Below are 18,372 nucleotides of genomic sequence, written 5' to 3' on the forward strand. Positions count from 1 at the left end.
CACCGAGCCGATGATATGCAGATGACGGCCACCGACCCCGACGTGCACGGCCGGATCACCGGCGCCGAGACCCTCCCCGCGAACCTTCCGGCGACAATCGAGCCCGCACCCCACCGCACCACCTTCCCGCCGATCGACGACTACGCGTTCCTGTCGGACTGCGAAACCACCTGCCTGATCGCCCGCAACGGGTCGGTCGAGTGGATGTGCGTGCCCCGGCCCGATTCGCCGAGCGTGTTCGGGTCGATTCTCGATCGCAGCGCCGGGCACTTCCGGATCGGGCCGTACGGGCAGAACGTGCCTGCCGCCCGCCGCTACCTGCCGGGCGGGCTGATCGTGGAGACCACCTGGCAGACCGAGACCGGGTGGCTCATCGTCCGCGACGCCCTGGTGATGGGACCGTGGCACAACAACGAGCAGCGTTCGCGCAGTCACCGCCGCACCCCGACGGACTGGGATGCCGAGCACATCCTGCTGCGCACCGTGAAGTGCGTCAGCGGCGTGGTGGAACTGGAGATGAGTTGCGAGCCGTCATTTGACTACCACCGTGTCCCGGCGAAATGGGAGTACACCGGCGCGGTGTACGAGGAGGCGACCGCCACGGGTGACGGCAGCGGTCTCGGCGCCAACCCCACCCTGCGCCTCACGTCCAACCTGAAGCTGGGCCTTGAGGGCAGGGAAGCACGGGCGCGGACCCGGATGCAGGAAGGCGACAATGTGTTCGTCGCACTGTCGTGGTCGAACCTCCCTGCACCGCAGTCGTTTTCCGATGCCGCCGAGAAAATGTGGAAGACGGCGGAATGCTGGCGGCAGTGGATCACCATCGGCCGGTTCCCCGACCACCCGTGGCGTGGCTACCTGCAGCGCAGCGCACTGACCCTCAAGGGCCTGACCTACTCCCCGACCGGCGCACTGCTCGCGGCGTCGACCACCTCCTTACCGGAAACGCCAGGCGGGGAACGGAACTGGGACTACCGGTACGCATGGGTTCGGGATTCGACGTTCGCGCTGTGGGGCCTCTACACCCTCGGACTCGACCGGGAGGCCAACGACTTCTTCGCCTTCATCTCCGACGTTTCGCAGGGCGAGGACGGGCACCCGCACCCGCTGCAGGTGATGTACGGGATCGGCGGCGAGAAGACGCTTGAGGAGGCCGAACTCGACCACCTGTCCGGGTATGACGGGGCCCGGCCGGTCCGGATTGGAAACGGCGCATACAACCAGAAGCAGCACGACATCTGGGGCACCATGCTGGACTCCGTGTATCTGCATGTGCGGTCACGGGACCAGGTCCCGGACGCGCTGTGGCCGCTACTCAAGCGGCAGGTGGAGGAGGCGATCAGGCATTGGCGGCAGCCGGACCGCGGGATCTGGGAGGTGCGCGGCGAACCGCAGCACTTCACCTCGTCGAAGGTGATGTGCTGGGTAGCGCTCGACCGGGGCACGAAGCTCGCCGCGCTGCGCGGCGAAAAGTCGTACGCGCAGCAGTGGTCGGCGATCGCGGACGAGATCAAGTCCGACATCCTCGAGCACGGCGTCGACGAGCGTGGCGTGTTCACCCAGCGGTATGGGCACCCGTCGCTGGACGCGTCCCTGCTGTTGGTCCCACTGCTGCGGTTCCTGCCCGCCGACGATCACCGCGTCCGCGCCACGGTGCTGACCATCGCCGACGAGCTCACCGAGAACGGCCTGGTGCTGCGCTACCGCGTCGACACCACCGACGACGGGCTGTCCGGCGAGGAGGGCACGTTCACGATCTGCTCGTTCTGGTTGGTGTCGGCGCTGGTGGAGATCGGCGAACTCGCCCGAGCGAAGCGGCTGTGCGAACGCCTCCTCGGCTACGCCAGCCCGCTGAAGCTATACGCGGAGGAGATCGACGCCCGCACCGGTCGACATCTCGGCAACTTCCCACAGGCGTTCACGCACCTCGCCCTGATCAACGCGGTCGTGCACGTGATCCGCGCCGAGGAGGCCGTGGACACCGGTACCTTCCAGCCCGCGCACTCCCCCACCTAACCGGACCGCCCACCCCGACCGGCCGGCACCCCCCGACCGGCCCCGCACCCCCGACCGGCCCCGCACCCCCGACCGGCCCCGCACCCCCGACCGAATGTGGTATTCGATCAGTCTGACTGACCGAATTCCACATTCGGTCAGTCCGGAGGGCAGTCAGTCCGGAGGGCAGTCAGGTCAGGCCGGAGGGCAGTCAGGTCAGGCCGGAGGGCAGTCGATCGGGGTCAGGCGAAGCGGGCCAGCAGCCGCTCCGCGTCGGACGCGATCGTGCGGACCACCTCACCCGCCGGCCGGATCTCGTTGACCAGCCCGGCCGCCTCGCCCGCGTAGACGACGGCCAGATCCGGGTTGGCGGGGTCGTAGGCGTCCGCAAGGGTCTCGTTGTCCGCGCCGCGCTCGTGCCAGGTGCCGGTGAACTCGTTGACCAGCGCGCGGCCACCCCACCGGGCGGGCCACGGCTGGTCCCTGGCCTGGTCGAAGACCGAGGTGTAGACGGTGTCGGCGGAATCCGCGTCCACCAGCTTCTGCTGGGCGAACTCGGGGCCGATGGTCTCCGGGCTGGCCAGCAACGCCGTTCCGACCCAGGCCCCCTCGGCGCCGGCCGCGAGCACCGCGGCCAGCCCGCGTCCGGTGGCGATGCCGCCCGCGGCGACGACGGGAAGGTCGGTCGATTCGAGGATTTGCTGCAGCAGTGGCAGGGTGCCGATCCGGCCGGTGTGCCCGCCCGCCTCGGTGCCCTGGGCGACCACGAAGTCGACCCCGGCGGCCTCGACCACCCGCAGGTCCTCGAGGGTGTTGACCTGCGAGCAGACCAGCGCGCCCGCCGACTTTGCCCGCGCAACGAACGGGGCAGGGTCGCCGAACGACAGCGAGATCACGGCGGGGCGGGCGGCAATCGCCGCGTCGAGCAGTGTGTCGTTCTCGTGCAGTGCCCAGGTCATCAGCCCGATTCCCAGGTCACCGCCGATCGCCTTGGCGACGGCCGACTCGGCCGCGACCCAGTCCGGGGTGGCGTACCTGGCTGCGCCGAGCAGACCGAGGCCACCGGCCTTCGACACCTCACCGGCAAGGGCACCGCCCGCCCGTCCACCCATCGGGGCGCCGAGAATCGGCACCTCGAGTCCCAATGTCGTCGTCAACCAGGTCTCGAGCACACCGACTCCATTCCGCGACTTCGTCGCACCGTGAGTGATTTTTACCCCGATCGGGGTAAAAATCACTCACGGGCGCGGAGCGCATCTACTTCTTGGGCTTGTCCGCCACCGACTCGTTCGACAGCGCCGCGACAAAGGCCTCCTGCGGCACCTCGACCCGGCCGATGGTCTTCATCCGCTTCTTGCCTTCCTTCTGCTTCTCGAGCAGCTTGCGCTTGCGGCTGATGTCGCCGCCGTAGCACTTGGCGAGCACGTCCTTGCGGATCGCGCGAATGTTCTCGCGGGCGATGATCTTCGAGCCGATCGCGGCCTGGATCGGCACCTCGAACTGCTGGCGCGGGATCAGCTCGCGCAGCTTGGTGGTCATCTTGTTGCCGTACGCGAACGCGGCGTCCTTGTGCACGATCGCGCTGAACGCGTCGACGGCCTCGCCCTGCAGCAGGATGTCGACCTTCACCAGCGCGGACTGCTGCTCGCCGGACTCCTCGTAGTCGAGGCTGGCGTAGCCCTTGGTCCGCGACTTGAGCGCGTCGAAGAAGTCGAACATGATTTCGCCCATCGGCAGCGTGTACCGCAGCTCAACGCGCGTCTCGGAGAGATAGTCCATGCCGCCGAGCTCACCGCGGCGGGACTGACACAGCTCCATGATCGCGCCGGTGTACTCGCTCGGGGCGATGACCGTGCACTTGGACATCGGCTCGTACACCTCGCGCACCTTGCCCTCGGGCCAGTACGACGGGTTCGTCACCTCATGCTCGGAGCCGTCCTCCATCGTCACCCGGTACACCACGTTCGGCGCGGTGGAGATGAGGTCGAGGCCGAATTCCCGCTCGAGCCGGTCCCGGGTGATCTCCATGTGCAGCAGCCCGAGGAAACCGCACCGGAAGCCGAAGCCGAGCGCCACCGACGTCTCCGGCTCGTACGCCAGTGCCGCGTCGTTGAGGCGCAACTTGTCGAGCGCGTCCCGCAGCACCGGGTAGTCGGAGCCGTCCATCGGGTACAGGCCGGAGTAGACCATCGGCTTGGGGTCGCGGTAGCCGACCAGCGGCTCGGAGGCGCCGTTGCGGAAGGTGGTGACGGTGTCACCGACCCGGGACTGGCGGACGTCCTTCACCCCGGTGATCAGGTAACCGACCTCGCCGACCCCCAGACCCGCGGTGGCCTTCGGCTCGGGCGAGATGATGCCAACCTCGAGCAGTTCGTGGGTGGTGCCGGTCGACATCATGGTGATCTTCTCGCGGGGACGGATCTTGCCGTCCACCACTCGGACATAGGTGACGACGCCACGGTAGGCGTCGTACACGGAGTCGAAGATCATCGCGCGGGCCGGGCCGTCGGCGTCGCCGACCGGGGCGGGCACCTGCTTGACGACCTCGTCGAGCAGTTCCCGGACGCCGACGCCGGTCTTGCCGGACACCCGCAGCACGTCTCCGGGTTCGCAGCCGACGATGTGCGCGATCTCGGCGGCGTACCGGTCGGGGTCGGCGGCGGGCAGGTCGATCTTGTTGAGCACCGGGATGATGGTGAGGTCCTTCTCCATCGCCAGGTACAGGTTGGCCAACGTCTGCGCCTCGATGCCCTGCGCGGCGTCGACCAGCAACACCGCCCCCTCGCAGGCCTCAAGTGCGCGGGACACCTCGTAGGTGAAGTCGACGTGACCGGGGGTGTCGATCAGGTGCAGGACGATCTCTTCGGTGCTGCCGTCCTCGTGCTCGACCGTCCAGGGCAGCCGCACGTTCTGCGCCTTGATCGTGATGCCGCGCTCCCGCTCGATATCCATCCGATCCAGGTACTGGGCGCGCATCGCGCGCTCCTCGACGACCCCCGTGAGCTGCAACATCCGGTCCGCCAGCGTCGACTTGCCGTGGTCGATGTGCGCGATGATGCAGAAGTTCCGGATCCGCGACGGGTCCGTGAACGTCGTGTCGGCGAAGGTGGCGATGGTGGGCTCCTGAAGTCGGCGGCGGCCCGATGCGGGCCGCAGTCACTAGGGATCCAGGATAGGCCAGGTGCCGTCCCCGGCCGGTTCGGCCCCGCCACTAGGTTGAACAGATGGCTTCGAGGTGGACACGGATCGGCAGACAGCTCGGCGACATCGCGCTGAGGGAGGGCCCGCGGCTGCTCAAGGGGCTGCAGAAGAGCGGGGTGCTGCCCGGACCGAGGCAGGCCGGGCCGACGCCGACGCGACCCGGTCGGCCGGTGTCCGCCACCGCGGTGCCGACCGCGCACCGGGCCAGGACCGTCGACTACGCCCCGGACCTGGACGGCCGCGCCGATCCGGGGGAAATCGTCTGGACCTGGGTCAGCTACGAGGAGGACGCGGGCCAGGGCAAGGACCGTCCGGTGCTGGTGGTCGGGCGCGACGGCCGCACCCTGCTCGGGCTGATGCTGTCGTCGAACTCGGAACGCGACGGGCAGCGGGACTGGATCGCGCTCGGGTCCGGGTCGTGGGACGGCGCGCACCGGCCGAGCTGGGTTCGCCTGGACCGGGTGCTCGACGTCCCCGAGGACGGCATCCGCCGCGAGGGCGCCGTCCTCGACCGGGACCGTTTCGATCGGGTCGCGGATCGGCTCCGCCGCGACTTCGGCTGGACCTGACACTGGGCCGTCGACCGCCGAGGGGGCGTCACCGACCGGATGGACCGGCCGACGGCGCCCCCTCGGGCGGACGGCGTCAGGCGTTGGCGCTGCGGCCGAACAGCGACCGGTAGGCGAACGCCCCGACCGCGCCGCCGATCAGCGGGAAGACGATGAACGCCCACAGCTGCAGTGGTGCACCGTCCTGGTACCAGGCGACCGCGAAGCTGCGGGCCGGGTTCACCGAGGTGTTGTCGATCGGGATGGACATGATGTGGATGACCGCGAGGGTGAAGCCAATCGCAATGCCCGCCAGCGGCACGTCGGAGAGCTGGTCGGTGGACGCGAGGACCACGAACACCAGCAGGGCGGTGAGCAGCACCTCGACGACGATCATCGCGCCGATGCCGTAGCCGCTCTGCAGCACGCCACCGAGCGGACCCTGCACCGCGGACGGACTGTGATCACCCCAGCCGTTCGCGCCGAGCCCGCTGGCCGCCCGGTCGTACGATGGCAGGCTGCTGGCGACCGCGAACAGCACGGCGCCGGCGACCAGGCCACCGATCACCTGGGCCCCGACATACATCAGCGCCTTCACACCCTCGATCCGCCCGATCAGGAACTGACCGAACGTGACCGCCGGGTTGACGTGACAGCCGGACACCGGTCCGATCGCGTAGACCAGGAAGGCCAGCGTGAGACCGAACGCCAGCGCGACGCCCAGGTTCCCGACCTTGCTTCCCGCGATGACGGCGGTGCCGACGGAGACGAACACCAGCACGAAGGTGCCGATCCCCTCCGCGAGATACTTCTTTGCATCCGAGATCACCCGGGTCTCGGTCTGCTCCTGGACTGTGAGAGACATGTGCCACCTTTACTCGACGTCGATCACGATGGGGAGATGCCTGAATTCGGACGTTACGTGAGGTCATTGTCGTCGACAACGACCTCGCGGGCGAGTCGGGCGGGAGTCCGCGCACCGGCCCGCGGTGAGCCGAGCGGCACCCGCCCCGATGACCGGGTTTGGGCTGGACCGGGCAGGGCTGGTAACGTGGCCGGTCGGTGCGTGGACGCACCCGAAGCTTTCTCAACCAGAAGAAAACCAGCGAAGACGACAGGATTTTACGCGTGGCCAACATCAAGTCCCAGGTGAAGCGGATCCGCACCAACGAGCGTCAGCGACTGCGCAACCAGTCGGTGAAGTCCTCGCTGCGCACCGCAATCCGCTCCTTCCGCGAGGCAGCCGCCGCGGGCGACAAGGACAAGGCCAACGAGCTCCTCGTCACCGCGAGCCGCAAGCTCGACAAGGCAGCAAGCAAGGGCGTCATCCACGCCAACCAGGCCGCCAACAAGAAGTCGGCGCTCGCGCTGGCCGCGAACAAGCTCTGACGACACCTTCGTGACGGCATTGCCGTCACCGCTGTCATCGCTGGAGACCGCCCGGTCCTCGACCGGGCGGTCTTTCGCGTGTCGGGCCTCGGCAGGCCTGCGGATTAGCCGTGCAGGTCGGCGACGCGGCGGACGGCGTACTCCACCGCATGGTCGGGGTCCGCGGCCGCGCCCTTGACGTCGGCGTTGAGCTGCGCGACCACCTCGAGCGCAGCGCCGAGCGTCTCCGGGCGCCACCCCCGCGCCTGCCCCTGCGCCTTCTTCACCTTCCACGGCGCCATCCCCAGCCCCGATGCCATCCGGAACGGATCGCCCCGGCCTGCGGAGTCGACGCGAGCAATGGTGTGCACGGCGTCCGCGAGGGCGTCGGCGAGCAGGACATGCGGGACTCCCCGCAACATCGCCCACCGCAGCGCCTCCATCGCACCCGACCGGTCCCCGGCGACCGCGCGTTCCGCGACGTCGAATCCGGACACCTCGGCCTTGCCGGAGTAGTACCGAGCCACCGCGGCCGCGTCGATCCGGCCGCCAGTGTCCGCGGCGAGCTGCGAGCACGCGGCCGCCAGCTCCCGCAGGTCCGATCCGACCGCGTCGATCACCGTCTCGATCACCTCGGGCGACGCCCGCACCCCGGCCGCGCGGAACTCGGAGCGGACGAAGTCGGCGCGCTCCCCCGCCTTGGTGATCTTCGCGCACTCGTGGACCTGCGCCCCCTCCTTCTGCAGTGCGGCGACCATCGCCTTCGCCCGTCCGCCGCCGGAGTGCAGCACCACGATCGTGCACCCATCCGGTGGTGCCGCCGCCGCGTCGAGCACCAGCGCGACGGCGTCCTTCCCCGCCTCGGCTGCCGATTCGAGCACGATCACCTTGTCCTCCGCGAACAGCGACGGGCTGAGGAGTTCGGCCAGTTCGGAGGGGCTGGTGTCGCCCGTGCGCAGCCTGCTGACCGGAATGTCGGCCGGGGTGTCGGAGGAGGCCCGGACCGCGGCAACGACCGCGGCGACGGCGCGTTCGACGAGGAGTTCCTCGTCGCCGAGGACGAGGTGCAGCGGGGCCGGCGCGGGAGGGGACGGAGTCACCCGTGCATCGTCCCACGGTGACCCGACAGCCCGCGCCGCCGCCGAGCCCGGGCCGGGAATCGGCGCCATCGCACCCTTGCGTGGGACTCCGAGTCTCAGTAAATTGAGGCACCATCACCTGACCGCGCGCCGCGACATCGGTCACCCGGCGTCGCCCAGACGATGGAGGTTCACGATGACACCGTCGGCATCGGCACCGGCCGAGTTGCTCAGCCCGGACTACCGCGCCTGGCTGCACACCCTGTCCGAGGGGTCCGTGCAGCGACGCTTCGATCCCTACCTCGACATCGACTGGGATGCACCGGAACTGGCGATCGACCCCGACGATCCCCGCTGGGTCCTCTCCGCCGAGATCGATCCGCTCGGCGCGACGCAGTGGTACCGCGACCAGCCGCTGGAGCGTCAGATCGCGATCGGGCGGTGGCGGCAGGCCAACTCGATCAAGGTCGGCGCCGCATTCGAGAGCATCCTGATCCGCGGAATGATGCAGTACATCATGAAACTCCCGAACCAGTCGCCGGAGTTCCGCTACTGCCTCCACGAGATGACCGAGGAGTGCAACCACATCCAGATGTTCCAGGAACTGGTGAACCGGATCGGCGTCGACGTGCCGGGGATGCGGAAACCGTTTCGGGCGCTGTCCCCGTTCATCGGGGTGGCCGGCGGCTATGCACACGTGATCCTGTTCATCGGAATCCTCGGCGGCGAGGAACCCATCGACCACTACCAGAAGGCGCTGATCCGGCAGGGCGTGGACGTTCCGCCCGCGGTCCTACGCACCATGGAGATCCACATCGCCGAGGAGGCCAGGCACATCTCGTTCGCTGGCGAGTTCCTCAAGGCCCATGTCGCCGAGATGGGTGCGCCCTCGCGCGCGGTGTGTGCGGTCACCTTCCCGCTCGCGATGCGGTGGCTGGCCGGTGAGATCATGGCGCCGCCCCGCGCCTTCGCCAAGGAGTTCGACATCCCGCGCGAGGTCATGAAGGAGGCGTTCTGGCGTGGCGCCCACTCGCGGGCGATCCTCGCTGGCTACTTCGGCGAGATGCGGGCCCTTGCCGCGGAACTAGGACTGATGACGCCCGTCGCGCGGCAGCTGTGGCGCAGGCTGCACATCGACGGCCCGCCCGCTCGCTACCGCAGCGAACCCGACCGGCGCGCCCGCCGGGCTGGCTGAGCGGTCACCGCGCGGCGCCGACGGCCAACCGGGCGATGACCTCCCGCAGTTCGGCCGAGGGATCGAGCACCACACCGACCGACCGGGCGACACCATCCAGCACGAACCAGGCGTAGCCAGCGAGGTCGGCGACGATCTGGTCCCGGTCCCGGGTCGGCGCCGGGTCACGCACCCACTGGGTGAGGGTGCCCTCGACCATGGTCACGACCGCGAACGGGACCGTCGCGAACGCCCCATCGTCGACGCCGATCGCCGCGGCGATCGACGCGATGAGGTCGTGGGACCGCGCCGCCATCCGCGCCGTGAGGGTGCTGACCGCGTCGACACCTGCGGCCCGGTCCACCGGCCCGGTGCGCGCGAACTCGTTGAGCCGGGGGTGATCGCTCATCCAGTCCACCGCAGCCCGGATGGTCCGCTCGAGGATCTGCGCGACCGACCCGCTGGAGATGTCCAGCCGCGCCTCGAGGGTGCGGATGAACTCGTCGATCATGTGTGCGCGGATCCGGCAGTCGAGGTCGTCGCGGCCGCTGAACTGGCGGTAGACCACCGACTTCGCCAGCCCGGCGCGCTGCGCGATCAGTTTCACCGGGATGTCGGCCCCGGGGGGCGCTTCCTCGAGCAACTCGACCGCCGCCCGCAGGATCCGGGTCTGCCGCTCCCGGTTGTGCCGTTCCCAGCGGGCCTCGTGCCCGCTCCCCGTCCGCTCCGCAGGCGCGTCCGCGTCACCCGGTCGCGGTGCGGGATTCGTCGGCATGGGTCGAGTCTAGCCATGCCTGCCCCGACCACCGGCCGGGTCGGACCAGGTCAGGGCCGGGCCACCGCGACCGCGTCGCCCGCGCGCAGGACCGCGGCGTCCCCGCCCCGATCGGTGCGCACCGTCACCGCACCCATCTCGTCGAGGACGCGCAGGATGGCCGGGTTCGGATGCCCGAAGGTGTTGTCGGCGCCGACCGACACGATCGCCAGGCCCGCCCCCACCGCGCGGAGGAACTCGGCGGCGGTGGTGCGCGAACCGTGGTGCGGGACCTTGACGATGTCCGCGGCGACCGGAACCCGGTCCCGCAGCAGGTCCCGCTGCCCGTCCGCCTCGACGTCCCCGGTGAGCAGGATCCGGCCCGCGGTGGTGTCGACGGACAACACCAGCGACTGGTCGTTGGCGGCATCGTCACCGTCCGCGGGATCGCGCGGCGCGGGCAGCGTCGGGCCGAGAATCCGGAGGGTCAGGGTCCCCGCGGTCAGCGTCTGCCCCGCCCGGGCAGCAGCAACGGGCACACCGGCTGCCGACGCCGCACGCTGCACCTGCCGGAAACCGTTCTCCGGCAATCTCATCGGACCGGTCACCAGCTGTCCCACCGTCCGCCCCCGCAGGACCCCGGGCAGCCCGTCGATGTGATCGGCATGCAGATGCGTCAGGATCACCGCCGCAACCGAGCGGACGCCGAGCCGGTGCAGGCAGTCGTCGACGAGGCGGGCCTCCGGGCCCGCGTCGACGACAACGACGGACCCGCCGCCCGCATCGAGGACGAGCGCGTCCCCCTGCCCGACGTCACACGCGACCACCACCCACCCGGCCGGTGGCCACCCGGGCCACACCAGCCGGACCGGCAGCCACACCGCGGCGACCCCGAGCACGGCGGCGGCGAGCACCACCCGCAGGCGCCGCACCGTGACCGCGACGACCAACGCAGCCGCACCGCTCGCGGCGGCAACGAATCCGGCTGCCCCGGACGGCACGGAGAGCACGGCGCCGGGGAGGTCGGCCGCGGTGCGCGCCACCCACAGCAGCCACCACAGCAGCGGTGCGGTGAGGGACGCGACCGCCGCCCCGAGCGGCACCCAGGCGGTCGCCGCCGCGGCCGCGACGGCGCCGATCACCGTGATCGGCGCGATCACCGGCGCAACAAGGAGGTTCGCCGCGACCGCCACCGTGCCGACGGTGCCCGTCATCGCGGCGACGATCGGCATCGTCGCGACGTGCGCGGCGGCCGCGACCGCGACCGCCGCCGCCGGCCGCGGTGGCCAGCCCCGACGCTGCAACCATCGCGCCCACCGCGGAGCGATCAGCACCAGTGCGGCGGTCGCCGCGACGGACAGCGCGAAACCTGCGCTGACGGCCAGCTGGGGGTACAGCGCGAGCAGCACGATGACGGCACCCCCGAGCGCGGGCATCGCCTGCCGACGGCGACCGACGATCATCGCGAGCAGCACCACCGCGCCCATCGCCGCCGCTCGCAGCACGCTGGGCGACGGTCGCGCGAGTATCACGAAGCCAACCAGGGCGATCCCGGCGAGCACCGCCGACGTGCGCGGGCCAAGCGCCAGCGCGGCAGTCAGCAGGAGCACCGCGCCCAGGATGATCGACACGTTGGCGCCGGAGACCGCCGTGAGGTGGCTCAGGCCCGCGGCCGTGAAATCGTCGCGCACCCACTGCGTCAGCGCGGTGGTGTCGCCGACGACGAGGCCGGGCAGCAGCCCCGCCGCGTCCGGGGGCAGTGCGCGGGCCGCCGCGGCCGCGAACCTGTCCCGCACCTGCCCGGCCGCGCGCTGCGCCGGGGACGGGTCGCCGATCAATCGCGGCGGCCCGATCGCCCGGATCACCGCGACGGTCAGGTCGGAGCGGTCCGGCGCGTCGACGGTGCCCCGCAGCCGGACCCGCTGGCCGGGCAGCAGGTCCCGCCAACGGTCCGCGGGCGCGAACACGACGGCGGCACCGCCGACGGACATCGCGTCGCGGCCCGGCCCGATGCTCCGGAGCGTCGCAGGCACCATCACGGTGTCCCCGCGCCCGGAGCGGACCGGTTTCGGGTCATCAACCAGGTCGGCGGTCACGGTGACGTACCCGGCGCGGTCGGCGAGCGGGTGGGTGGCGACGGCATGGGCGCGCAGCGCGGTGGCGGCGGCGAACCCGGCGCACACGGTCAGGGCCGCGATGAGGGCACCGGCGACCGGGGTGCACCGGCCGCGGGCGGCCACCGTCACCGCCCCGACCGCGAGCAGCGCCGCGATCGCGAGCCACATCGCCGCCTGCCAGCCGCCGACGATTCCCGTCGCGGTCGCCGCCCAGCACGCCGCGGCGGAGGGGAGCAGCCGCAGGTCGATCGGCCGCGGCCGCGGATCGGTCATCTCGCCGTCACGAGCTCGCGCAGCTTCTCCAGGCGGGCGGGGCCGATGCCGTCCACCTCGCCGAGCTGCTCGACGTCGGTGAAGCGCCCGTTGGTGGTGCGCCAGGAGATGATCGCGGCCGCCGTCACCGGGCCGACGCCGGGCAGCTCGTCGAGCTGCTGTTCGGTGGCGGTGTTGAGGTTCACCGGTGCCGCCGCACCGCCGACCGCGGCACCGGCACCGGCACCGGCACCGGCACCGGCACCGACGGTCGCGCTGCCCGCCACCGGCGCGGCGCCCGGCGGCGGGGCGAGGCCGACAAGAATCTGTTCACCGTCGGCGAGCCGCTGCGCCAGGTTCAGCCCCAACAGGTCGGCGCCGTCACGCGCACCCCCCGCGGCGGTCAAGGCGTCCGCGACCCGGGCCCCCTCCGGCAGATGCACCAACCCGGAGTTGTGCACGAGACCGACGACGCTGACCACGATCTCGGTGGTCGGCGCCGGCGCACCGGTGGACGACGGGCCAGGCGCTGCCCCCGCGGCGGCCGGGGCACCGGCACCGTCGTCGGGTGGCAGCGGCGCAACGACCTCGGCCACCGGGCGGTCCCGGACCACCACGACCCCGCCGATCCCGGCGGCGGCCAGAGCGACGACCGCCAACGCCACCACCCCGCGCCTGCCCGGCGCGAACCGCCACCGTTCGCCGCCCGGTTCCCGCTCGTCATCCAGCCAGCCCGGCCGCTCGCCCGCCCCCACACCCGTCCCGGCGTCCGGGTCGGGTTCGGCGGCCGGCTCCCGCCCGGCGAGGACGTCGAGTCGTCTCCGGATCCGCTCACGTGTGTCGTCGGCGCTGCCCATGGCCCGACCATAGGAGCGCCCGCCCCGTGACCCGGCTGATCCGGCACCGAGAACGGGCGTCCTGTGGATGAATTCGAGGCCTGTGGACTACTCGGCCGGGTCGGGCTCGGCGCCGTCGCGGATCAGCCCCGCCCCGCCGGGCACCACGAGGACACCGACGGCGCCCGGACCGAGATGGCTGGCGACCACCGGCCCCAGTTCGGAGACCGCGAACTCGCTCGCCGCAGGCAGCCGCGACCGCAGCGACGCCGCGACCTCGGCGGCACGGTCGGCGGCGCCGACGTGGTGCACCGCGACCGCCACGTCGCCGTCCTCGGCGAGGTCGACGGCACCGTCGACAAGCTTGCCGAGCGCCTTCGTAGCCGTGCGGGTCTTCTCCCGCAGCACCAGCTTGCCGTCGACGAGATGCAGCACCGGCTTCATCGCGAGGGCGGTGCCGAGCAGTGCCGCTGCCGTCCCGATCCGACCGCCGCGGCGCAGGTGGTCGAGCCGGTCGACCATGATCAGCACCCGACCCCGGTCGGCGACCTCGACGGCCCGCTCGTACACCGCGCGCAGCCCGGCCCCCGTCGCTGCCAGCCGGGCCGCCGCCAGCACCGCGTAACCCAATGCCATTGCGGTGGATTGGGAATCGACGATGCGAACCCGCTCCCCCAGCTGCTGCGCCGCCTGCCTGCCCGCCTCCCAGGTTCCGGACAGCTGGCGCGAGATGTGCAGGGCGACGACGCCATCGCCACCGCTGTCGGCGAGCGCCCGCCCGTACGCCTCGGTCAATTCCCCCGGCGACGCGCCGGACGTGGTGACCCCCGCGCCGACGAACAGGTCGTCCGGCATCGGGTCGACGCCCTCACGGAGATCCTGGCCGTCGACGAGCACGTGCAGCGGAACCACCCGAATCCCCAGTTCCGCGGCGACATCCGGGGCCAGACAGGCCGAGGAGTCGGTGACGACGACGACGGGCATGCCGCTACCGGGTGGCGACGGACGCCGCGGCGACGGCGGCCCGGATCGTCGGCAGCATCGCGTCCGCCACCGCGCGGTGACCGTCCCAACCCCAATGGATCCCATCGGGATTCGCGGCGTCGGAGAAGATGTTCGGCCGCACCGCCTGCGCCAGGTCGACCAGCGGCACGCCGGTGTCCGCGCCCCACGCCTGCAGCGCCCGGACCGCGGCGGGCCTGCCCGCGTGCACCTTCCCGTACGCCTCACACAGGTGCACCGACGGCAGGCACCCGATCACCGGCAGCTCCGGCCGCATGTACTCCAGCGAGGTGCGGCATTCCTCGAGGTACTCGACGCTCAGTCGCGGCGGCAGCGCGACCGGCCAGCCGAGCGGCGACAGCCGCGGCTGCAACCACTGATAGGCAGTACGGACCCGGCGGCGCAGCGCGGGTGGCCGCACGTACCTCAGCTGCTCGCGCAGTGCGGTCGGCAGCGGTGACGGCAACGAGTCCATGCCACCGACCGCAAACACCACGGCGCCTGCCCTCGGCACGGTCGCCCACACGCGGGGATCCTGGGTCAGTGCCCAGTAGGCGTCACGACTGGTCCAGCCGATCCGCGCAACGAGCTCGACGTCCCACCCGAGTTCGGCGGCGACCAGGTTCGGCCAGATTCGCGGGTGATCGGCGGCAAGGCCGCCCTTGGGGCCGAAATAGGACAGCGAGTCCGCGATCACCAGCAGCGTCGGCCTGCCCGCCGCCGCGGCGAGGTCAGAGGACATCGCCGGCCACCGCAGCGTTCTCGGCCGAGGCGTTCCACACGTCCAGCCGCCACGACACCGCGTCGGGTTCGCCGTGACCGCTGAGCTGCACCCAGCCGGTGTTGCCGAGGCCACCGAGCACCGGCCACCGCTCCACCGGCAGATCCAGCAGGGCCGCGGTGAGTGCGGCGATCAGGCCGCCGTGGGCGACGAGCACCACCGGCCGCTCGGCCCAGTCGGCGCGGGTGGCGAGCAGCTCCTCGACCACCGGCACCGCACGGTCGGCCACGTCGATGCGGCTCTCGCCGCCCGGCGGTGCCCAGGTGGCGTCGACCCGCCATGCGGCGCGGGCACCGGGGTCGCGCTCGTCGACCTGGGAATGGGTCAGGCCCTGCCACTCGCCGAGATGCGTCTCCCGCAGCCGCGGATCGGTCGCGACCGGCAGACCGGCGTGCTCCCCGAGCGCGGTCGCGGTGTCGAGCGCCCGACGCAGATCGGAGCTGATGATCTCGGTGGGGCGCCGGTCGGCCAGCGCGCGAGCGGCGACCTTGGCCTGCACCCGACCCCGTTCGGACAGGTCGGTGTCCAGCTGCCCCTGCATCCGGTCGCCCGCGTTGTACTCGGTCTGACCGTGCCGCACCAGAATCAGTTGCCGCGCGGCCGCGGCCGGATTCCGGGTCGGCGCCTGGGTCACTTCCCGGACTCCGGCTCGCCGAGCTCGGCGGCGTACTCGTCCGCGACGGCGCCGTCGGAGTCCGCGCCCCACTCGGACGTCCGCGGCTCGATGCCGTCGACGGGCACGACCGGGCAGTCCTTCCACAGCCGTTCGAGCCCGTAGAAGTTGCGCTCGTCGTCGTGCTGGACGTGCACCACCAGGTCGACGTAGTCGAGCAGCGCCCAGCGGCCCTCCCTGGTGCCCTCCTTGCGGACCGGCTTGTGCCCGGCCTCGCGCAGCTTGTCCTCGATGTTCTCCACGACCGAGTTGACCTGGCGTTCGTTGGAGGCGGAGGCGATGACAAAGCAGTCGGTGATGACGAGCTGCTCGGACACGTCGAGCACCACCACGTCGTTGGCCAGCTTCTCGTCGGCGGCCAGCGCGGCGATCCGCGACATCTCGAGGGCTTCGGCGGATGCGCTCACTTAGGTGTTCTCCCGATTCTGGGTGTCGCTGGTGTTCTGGTGTGGTGCCGGCCCCGACACGGTGACCGCGCCGTCGAGGCGTTGGGCGTTCCGGGGTCGATACAGGTTGCGCTTGGAGATGTACTGCACCACCCCGTCCGGTACCAGGTACCAGACGGGCCGGTTCTCACTCGCCCGCCGACGACAGTCGGTCGACGAGATCGCCATCGCGGGGATCTCGACGAGCGTCAGCGCATCGGGGCGGTCGGCGAGGTGTTCGGCGAGATGGTCGTCGCCGAGCTCGTAGCCCGGCCTGCTGACCCCGACGAACTTGGCCAGCTCGAACATCTCCTCCCAATTCTGCCAGGACAGGATCGTCTCGAGCGCATCGGCGCCGGTGATGAAGTAGAGGTCCGCGTCGGGATGCTGCTCGCGCAGGTCGCGGAGGGTGTCGACGGTGTAGGTGGCCTTGTGCCGGTCCACGTCCACCCGGCTGACCGAGAAGCTCGGGTTGGACGCGGTCGCGATGACCGTCATCAGGTAGCGGTCCTCCGCGGCGCTGACGTCCTTGCCCGCCTTCTGCCAGGGGTCGCCGGTGGGGACGAAGATCACCTCGTCGAGACCGAACCGGTCGGCGACCTCACTCGCCGCGACGAGATGCCCGTGGTGGATGGGATCGAAGGTGCCACCCATCACCCCCAGTCGACGGCGAGGGGAGCCTGCATTGTCAGCGTTCCGCACGGGAATCGAGCTTACTTCGCAGCCGGGGAGGTCAGACCGGCAGCAGTCCCGACACGACCGCGGCGAGTTGCTGCGCGTTGCGGCATTCGTGCATCGGAACGACGTCGGCGTACACCGGCGCCGCCGAGTCGCCGTGCCCCCACTGCCCCCTCGGCTCGGGATTCAGCCAGTGGGTGTGTTTCGCGACGGTCGCCAGGTGACCGAGCGCGGCCACGTTGGTGTCCCGGTAGTTGTTGCGGGCGTCGCCGAGGATCAGCAGCGACGTCCTGCCGGTCAGCGTGTGCGCGTAGCGTTCGGCGAACACGCCGATCGCGTTGCCGTAGTCGGAGTGCCCGTCGTAGGCGATCAGGTCGGCCTCCCGGATCATCCGGGACATCGACGAGCCGAGATCGGCGCCCGCGTCGAAGAAGCGGGTGACCTCGTCGGTGGTGTCGATGAACGCGAACACCCGCACCCGGGAGAACTGTTCCCGCAGCGCGTGCACCAACAGCAGGGTGAAGTTCGAGAACCCGGCGACGGATCCGGAGACATCGCACAGGACCACCAGTTCCGGGCGGGCAGGACGCGGCTTGCGCAGCACCAGCTCGATCGGGACGCCGCCGGTCGACATCGACTTCCGCAGCGTCCTGCGCAGGTCGATCGCGCCGGCGCGGGCCCGTTTGCGGCGGGCGGCGAGCCGGCTGGCAAGCTTGCGGGCCAACGGGGTGACGGTGCGCCGCAGGGTGACCATCTCGGTGTCCGACGCGCGCAGGAAGTCGACCTCCTCCGCGAGTTTCGGCACCCCGTAGGTCGCGACCCGCTCCTTGCCGAGTTGTTCGGCGGAGCGGCGCCGCGTTTCCACCTCGACCATCTTCCGGAAGTCCGCGACCCGCTGGGCCGCGGTCCGGCGGGCGATCTCGGTGGCGTAGTCGCCGGCCTCACGTTCGGACCGGTCGGCGTTGCCGAGCAGCCCGTCGAGGATCCGCGAGACCAGCGTCTCGGGCGCCACGTCCCGCAGCGCCTGGTAGGCGGAGAAGGACGGGCCCTTCGCGGACTGGTACTGCCCGAGTTGCTCGACGAGCCGCGCGGTGAGCAGTTCGATCCGGGCGAGCGCCTCCGGCGAGCCGTCGACGAGCAGACCCGCGATCAGTTCCCGCAGCGCCTCGAAGTCGACCTCGCCGCTGTCGCCGCGGGGAATGTCGATATCCACCCCGCTGGTGCGAACGCCGAGCCCCGCCGGGAACCACAGGTCGAACAGCGCATCGTAGGTCGCGCGGTGGGTGGGCCTGCGCAGTAGCGCGCAGGCGAGACCCTCCCGCAGCGCCTCCCGGTCGAGGAGATCGAGCACCGCCATCACCCGGCCCGCGTCGACCGTCTCCGAGGGGCCGACGGCGATACCGCGCGTGCGCAGCGCCTCAACGAAGTCGACGAGATGCCCGGGCAGCCCGTACGGCGCTGCCGGGTGGTGTCCGGGTGCGGCGGACAT

At 71.2% G+C, this 18,372-nt stretch carries 18 protein-coding genes; 5 read left to right on the top strand and 13 right to left on the bottom strand.

Annotated features, from left to right (window positions below):
• Positions 1-21: 21 nt before the first annotated feature.
• Positions 22-2,016: a glycoside hydrolase family 15 protein gene (locus tag ACWF62_RS18805; RefSeq protein WP_378506531.1), complete on the top strand. Its 1,995-nt coding sequence runs from the start codon at positions 22-24 to the stop codon at positions 2,014-2,016.
• Between the two features lie 221 nt (positions 2,017-2,237).
• On the opposite strand, the gene ACWF62_RS18810 is transcribed toward ACWF62_RS18805, so the two are convergent.
• Positions 2,238-3,167 (bottom strand): NAD(P)H-dependent flavin oxidoreductase, encoded by a 930-nt coding sequence (locus ACWF62_RS18810; protein ID WP_452630950.1) that lies wholly within the window; start codon positions 3,165-3,167, stop codon positions 2,238-2,240.
• Between the two features lie 85 nt (positions 3,168-3,252).
• A complete protein-coding gene (lepA, locus tag ACWF62_RS18815) occupies positions 3,253-5,052 on the bottom strand; it encodes a translation elongation factor 4 (protein WP_452630981.1) in 1,800 nt (599 codons plus the stop codon).
• Here lepA and ACWF62_RS18820 point away from each other — a divergent pair.
• Together ACWF62_RS18820 and ACWF62_RS18825 are read left to right on the top strand one after the other, a co-directional pair.
• Positions 4,994-5,122 (top strand): hypothetical protein, encoded by a 129-nt coding sequence (locus tag ACWF62_RS18820; RefSeq protein ID WP_452630951.1) that lies wholly within the window; start codon positions 4,994-4,996, stop codon positions 5,120-5,122. The two genes, lepA and ACWF62_RS18820, sit on opposite strands and share 59 nt — an antisense overlap.
• 97 nt (positions 5,123-5,219) lie before the next feature.
• A complete protein-coding gene (locus ACWF62_RS18825; protein ID WP_378506529.1) occupies positions 5,220-5,765 on the top strand; it encodes a type II toxin-antitoxin system PemK/MazF family toxin in 546 nt (181 codons plus the stop codon).
• A 76-nt stretch (positions 5,766-5,841) separates the two neighbouring features.
• On the opposite strand, the gene ACWF62_RS18830 is transcribed toward ACWF62_RS18825, so the two are convergent.
• Positions 5,842-6,609 carry an aquaporin gene (locus ACWF62_RS18830; RefSeq protein ID WP_378506528.1) on the bottom strand — a complete coding sequence of 256 codons (768 nt, stop codon included), beginning with the start codon at positions 6,607-6,609 and terminating at the stop codon, positions 5,842-5,844.
• 263 nt (positions 6,610-6,872) lie between these two features.
• Here ACWF62_RS18830 and rpsT point away from each other — a divergent pair, with 263 nt between their 5' ends.
• Positions 6,873-7,133, top strand: a complete 261-nt coding sequence (rpsT, locus tag ACWF62_RS18835; protein ID WP_378506527.1) for a 30S ribosomal protein S20 — start codon at positions 6,873-6,875, stop codon at positions 7,131-7,133.
• Positions 7,134-7,237: 104 nt separating this feature from the next.
• Here the strand turns inward: rpsT and holA are convergent, their stop codons facing one another.
• Complete coding sequence (gene holA / locus ACWF62_RS18840) at positions 7,238-8,212, bottom strand: DNA polymerase III subunit delta (RefSeq protein WP_452630954.1); 975 nt, start codon at positions 8,210-8,212, stop codon at positions 7,238-7,240.
• Between the two features lie 175 nt (positions 8,213-8,387).
• Between holA and ACWF62_RS18845 the strand changes: the two genes are divergently transcribed.
• Positions 8,388-9,386 carry an AurF N-oxygenase family protein gene (locus tag ACWF62_RS18845; protein ID WP_452630956.1) on the top strand — a complete coding sequence of 333 codons (999 nt, stop codon included), beginning with the start codon at positions 8,388-8,390 and terminating at the stop codon, positions 9,384-9,386.
• 4 nt (positions 9,387-9,390) lie between these two features.
• On the opposite strand, the gene ACWF62_RS18850 is transcribed toward ACWF62_RS18845, so the two are convergent.
• From ACWF62_RS18850 to ACWF62_RS18890, 9 genes are all read right to left on the bottom strand, one after another.
• Entirely contained in the window at positions 9,391-10,140 is a 750-nt protein-coding gene (locus ACWF62_RS18850; RefSeq protein ID WP_378506524.1) for a TetR/AcrR family transcriptional regulator, read from the bottom strand.
• Between the two features lie 50 nt (positions 10,141-10,190).
• Positions 10,191-12,509: a ComEC/Rec2 family competence protein gene (locus ACWF62_RS18855; RefSeq protein WP_452630959.1), complete on the bottom strand. Its 2,319-nt coding sequence runs from the start codon at positions 12,507-12,509 to the stop codon at positions 10,191-10,193.
• Positions 12,506-13,345 (bottom strand): helix-hairpin-helix domain-containing protein, encoded by an 840-nt coding sequence (locus ACWF62_RS18860; protein WP_452630961.1) that lies wholly within the window; start codon positions 13,343-13,345, stop codon positions 12,506-12,508. The genes ACWF62_RS18855 and ACWF62_RS18860 overlap by 4 nt, the downstream gene beginning before the upstream one ends.
• 87 nt (positions 13,346-13,432) lie before the next feature.
• Positions 13,433-14,308, bottom strand: coding sequence for a DegV family protein (locus ACWF62_RS18865; protein ID WP_378506521.1), 876 nt, complete (start codon positions 14,306-14,308; stop codon positions 13,433-13,435).
• A 4-nt stretch (positions 14,309-14,312) separates the two neighbouring features.
• Positions 14,313-15,068 carry a diglucosylglycerate octanoyltransferase gene (octT, locus tag ACWF62_RS18870; protein ID WP_378506520.1) on the bottom strand — a complete coding sequence of 252 codons (756 nt, stop codon included), beginning with the start codon at positions 15,066-15,068 and terminating at the stop codon, positions 14,313-14,315.
• On the bottom strand, positions 15,058-15,648 hold the full coding sequence (locus ACWF62_RS18875) for a histidine phosphatase family protein (RefSeq protein WP_378506740.1): 591 nt from the start codon (positions 15,646-15,648) through the stop codon (positions 15,058-15,060). The genes octT and ACWF62_RS18875 overlap by 11 nt, the downstream gene beginning before the upstream one ends.
• 89 nt (positions 15,649-15,737) lie before the next feature.
• Positions 15,738-16,187 carry a ribosome silencing factor gene (gene rsfS, locus ACWF62_RS18880; RefSeq protein ID WP_378506519.1) on the bottom strand — a complete coding sequence of 150 codons (450 nt, stop codon included), beginning with the start codon at positions 16,185-16,187 and terminating at the stop codon, positions 15,738-15,740.
• Positions 16,188-16,907: a nicotinate-nucleotide adenylyltransferase gene (gene nadD / locus ACWF62_RS18885; RefSeq protein ID WP_378506518.1), complete on the bottom strand. Its 720-nt coding sequence runs from the start codon at positions 16,905-16,907 to the stop codon at positions 16,188-16,190.
• A 31-nt stretch (positions 16,908-16,938) separates the two neighbouring features.
• A complete protein-coding gene (locus ACWF62_RS18890; protein ID WP_378506517.1) occupies positions 16,939-18,372 on the bottom strand; it encodes a vWA domain-containing protein in 1,434 nt (477 codons plus the stop codon).

Source organism: Rhodococcus sp. NPDC054953 (genome assembly GCF_053609225.1).

Bases quoted from the DNA above. Each gene is read 5' to 3' on its own strand.
- ACWF62_RS18890 (WP_378506517.1), bottom strand. From the start codon at position 18,372: ATGTCCGCCGCACCCGGACACCACCCGGCAGCGCCGTACGGGCTGCCC.
- ACWF62_RS18805 (WP_378506531.1), top strand. From the start codon at position 22: ATGACGGCCACCGACCCCGACGTGCACGGCCGGATCACCGGCGCCGAG.
- ACWF62_RS18850 (WP_378506524.1), bottom strand. From the start codon at position 10,140: ATGCCGACGAATCCCGCACCGCGACCGGGTGACGCGGACGCGCCTGCG.
- ACWF62_RS18825 (WP_378506529.1), top strand. From the start codon at position 5,220: ATGGCTTCGAGGTGGACACGGATCGGCAGACAGCTCGGCGACATCGCG.
- ACWF62_RS18830 (WP_378506528.1), bottom strand. From the start codon at position 6,609: ATGTCTCTCACAGTCCAGGAGCAGACCGAGACCCGGGTGATCTCGGAT.
- ACWF62_RS18855 (WP_452630959.1), bottom strand. From the start codon at position 12,509: ATGACCGATCCGCGGCCGCGGCCGATCGACCTGCGGCTGCTCCCCTCC.
- ACWF62_RS18860 (WP_452630961.1), bottom strand. From the start codon at position 13,345: ATGGGCAGCGCCGACGACACACGTGAGCGGATCCGGAGACGACTCGAC.
- octT (WP_378506520.1), bottom strand. From the start codon at position 15,068: ATGTCCTCTGACCTCGCCGCGGCGGCGGGCAGGCCGACGCTGCTGGTG.
- ACWF62_RS18845 (WP_452630956.1), top strand. From the start codon at position 8,388: ATGACACCGTCGGCATCGGCACCGGCCGAGTTGCTCAGCCCGGACTAC.
- ACWF62_RS18865 (WP_378506521.1), bottom strand. From the start codon at position 14,308: ATGCCCGTCGTCGTCGTCACCGACTCCTCGGCCTGTCTGGCCCCGGAT.
- ACWF62_RS18875 (WP_378506740.1), bottom strand. From the start codon at position 15,648: ATGCAGGGGCAGCTGGACACCGACCTGTCCGAACGGGGTCGGGTGCAG.